The sequence below is a fragment of the Holospora elegans E1 genome, assembly GCF_000648275.1.
Lineage (GTDB): Bacteria > Pseudomonadota > Alphaproteobacteria > Holosporales > Holosporaceae > Holospora > Holospora undulata_A.
Genome location: NZ_BAUP01000115.1, coordinates 1 through 3,494 on the forward strand (window position 1 = coordinate 1; position 3,494 = coordinate 3,494).

At 31.8% G+C, this 3,494-nt stretch carries 3 protein-coding genes; 2 read left to right on the forward strand and 1 reads right to left on the reverse strand.

Going from position 1 to position 3,494, the window contains the following annotated elements; all coding sequences use genetic code 11:
* Positions 1 to 169 precede the first annotated feature (169 nt).
* Entirely contained in the window at positions 170 to 409 is a 240-nt protein-coding gene (locus HE1_RS04670; protein ID WP_052567381.1) for an IS630 transposase-related protein, read from the reverse strand.
* A gap of 502 nt (positions 410 to 911) precedes the next feature.
* Between HE1_RS04670 and ybeY the strand changes: the two genes are divergently transcribed.
* Entirely contained in the window at positions 912 to 1,343 is a 432-nt protein-coding gene (ybeY, locus tag HE1_RS06590) for an rRNA maturation RNase YbeY (protein WP_162531271.1), read from the forward strand.
* 74 nt (positions 1,344 to 1,417) lie between these two features.
* Positions 1,418 to 2,146 carry a transporter associated domain-containing protein gene (locus HE1_RS04680; protein ID WP_206537246.1) on the forward strand — a complete coding sequence of 243 codons (729 nt, stop codon included), beginning with the start codon at positions 1,418 to 1,420 and terminating at the stop codon, positions 2,144 to 2,146.
* Positions 2,147 to 3,494: the final 1,348 nt, after the last annotated feature.

The window sequence follows — 3,494 nt, forward strand, 5'->3', positions numbered from 1 at the left end:
TTCTTGATTTGAATCCAATAGAGAAATTCTGGGCTAATATGAAGAGGTGGACAATATACTAAATTTCAACGCTCTGTTCGACGCATTTCGTGGTTCTTCAAAATATCTAATTCAACCGGAATTACTATAACTCCTATACGTTTCTTAGCATGTTTTATCCCAGATGCGCTCACTCCAAGCCTTTTGCTCTTTCGTAGCTATAAGAATCAGGATATTCTTTGATATCTTTCTTCAAAGCTTCGTTATCTTTAATTGGTGGTTTATTTCTTCTTAGCTTAGGCTTTATTTTTTTCTTCCATCTACTGAGTGTTGGTATTGAAATCTTAAATTTTTCGGAAAGTTTACTATAGCTTTCTCTTTCTGATTGAGACTTAAGTACTTTTTTACAAAATTGAACAGAGCATGTCATGTTTTTATTTTTAATACTTTTTTTCGAAAATCTAATGAATATGTCATAACTTTAATTATATAATTTATTACATAATTATAATTATAACTCTATCCAGATTGGTTGTCATATTTTTTTTATGATATTTTAGCTATAGGATGTATCAATTAAGGGAAAATTGAAATCAAAAAACTACAGAAAAATCGCCACCGCAAATCGTTTAATAAAATAAAATACGCTAAAAAAATTCAAGAATTAAAGGCGACAAAATATTTTAGATTTAACTTGACTAAAAAACTACTCCTGATATACGCTCCTCCCACATGAAAATTTTTTAAAATTCTACTTAAAAAGTTTAGAGCGTATTTCGTAAAAAAGGATGTAAGCTCTTGAAAAATGCTTCCAATTCCAGTAGCCTGACTAAGGTTTGGTACTGTTTATCGGTATTTTTTTGGCAAACTTAAATTCAGTTCTGCACTTGACTCTTAATTCAAGAAAGGATCTTGTTGGCTATTGTGATTTTTTGGATCAGAGTTTTGTAAAAAAAATAGTAAGCTCTGTTCTTTTGAAAGCAGGGCATAAAGCGTATAGAGAAGTCTACTTAGAGGTTCTATTGATTTCTGACGAAGAAATGGAGTATTACACGCGGTGTTACGGTCCAGAACCTGGTCCTACTAACGTTTTATCCTTTCCGTTACTTTCTGTAGAAGAAAATATTAATTTCCCGAAAAACGTTCCTTTACCCTTGGGAAGTATTTTGTTGGGTTTTCCTTACATCACTCAAGAAATTAAAGAATACAATTTTTTACCAGAAGCTCATATGGCGCGATTGCTTGTTCATGGAACGCTTCATCTTTTGGAATATGACCATGTAGAGCAAAAAGAGCGCCACGTTATGGAAACTTTAGAAGCAAATATTTGTACCCATTTGGGTTATGATTGGAGACCTTTATGAATTTTTGGCAATACATCATAAAATATTTCACTACTTCTCAAAATACTGTGAGTAGTGAAAAGTTAGAAGGAACTATGGAACGCTTTTTTTCTCTTCCTGTGGAAGATATTATGATTCCTCGAAGTGATATTTTAGCGGTTTCTTATCGCCTTCCTTTTGAAGAAATTACGCGAACGTTTTTAAAAACCGGATTTCGATGGCTTCCCGTATATCGAGAGACCCTAGATAACATTAGTGGAGTTATTAGTATTCACAGCGTTCTTGCGCTAAAAGAATCTTGCACTCAAGATATTAGGTGGTACAGGCACTTAAATCACGCATCTTTTGCACCAGCTTCTATGACGATCCAAGAAATGATGAAGGTTTTATACGAATATCACAGTCTTGCGCTATTTATTGTAGATGAGTATGGAGGAATTCAGGGAATGGTAACAAAAGGGCATATCTTAAAAGAGTTTAGCAGTATGCATTTATCGCTTTCTTCAGAAGAAGAAGGGGCAGTGGTAAGTCGTAATCCTTGGGTATTAAGAGGAAGAATAAGCTTAGAAGATTTTGAAGAAGAGCTTCAGGTATTTACGCTGTTCACTCCAGAAGAAAAAGATAAGGTGAGCACATTGGGAGGCTGGCTATGCTATACTCTAGGACGAGTTCCGCTTAAAGGTGAAATTATTCAACATTCTTCAGGATTTGCTTTTGAAATTCAAAGAGCAGATCCAAGAACAATTTACGAAGTATGTATTTTAAATTATCCTAACAAGGATCTTTCAGAAAATTCCCCTTTGCAAGCGCTCCCAGGAACATGATAGATTAAAAAAATATTTTTGAAAATTACATAAGATATTTTTGAAAATTACATAAGGACATTAATATATTATAAGGTTAGTGAATAAAATAAATAATATATTACTGGTTTAACAGATTTTAGAAAGCGAAAAATCTTACCGCAAAGTTAAATTTTCTTTATTTAAGTATTTTTTTCTGCTTAAACAAAGTATTTGAAGAAATTTTTAGATATTTTCCTCAATTTATAGAATCGAAAAGCGTCATTTTTTACTTCAACTTATTAGAGATTATTATTGTAAATTTTTATCCTGCAATGTTTTAATATTTTTTGAAGTATTGATAAATACTGCTTAAAATTTTATTAAACAATTTGTTAAAATGAAGAATAAAAAAAATTACTTTAATGGATGAAAAAAGAAATTTTACTGATTTTGATAAAAAAATTTTTTTGGAAGCGTTTTTATTAAAAACATAGCTCAAAGTGCTTATGGTGCCAATAAAAGTGTCAAAAATAGTTTATCCGATTCGCAACACTCTAAGATAATTGGAGATTTAGGTGGGGGGCAAGACTTTAATGATGCGATCTATCGGCTTCGTGCCCTTTGTGGTAATGGATTTGAGTTGGCGTTTTTATATCCAAAGGTAGATAAGCTCGATCGTTTCCTGGTGAACGAGTTTAGTTCTGAAGACAATATAAGATTTGATGGTGCTCCATTTGAGGTTTCCTAATTATATGGGGGCGCCGCTTTAAATACACTTATGGATGCGGTTAAGTTCAAGAATTTTTACCAGATGTTTTAAATAGGGTTTCTCTTGATGCCGTTGCATTAAGAAAAGTTTTACAGAACGCCAGTTCCCAAAAGTTTTTTGATACTTTGTTTGGTGTCCCCCAAGATACGGCAAAGTATATTTTAAAGGTTTTAGATCTAAACTCTCCTAACGGATTTACTGAAGTATTTATTTTCTTATTAAAAAGCCTTGATTTTCGCCACGAAAAGCATTAACGATATTAAATCTTGCTTTTAGTTTTGAAATCAAAGTTGACGAAAAACAAATATACAAAGCGTTGAACGAACTTGAAAAATATGACAGCATGGAAAATATTTTATTAAAGCTGTCCATACTCCCCATAAGTGTTGAAAGTGGTTGAGATAGATATCAGGATTATAAAGTTTTAATTTTATAATGATGTATTGATATATGGAAGAATTAGAAAATATTATGTCTTTAATAAAAGAAGAAGATTTAGAGAGACTAGGAAAACTTTACGATGTCAATAGATATAATAATAAAATCACCGGAGAATAACTATTCAAAGGTTTGCTGAGATTAATACTCCTTGGCAAGAAAACTAGTTTAAGAATGTTA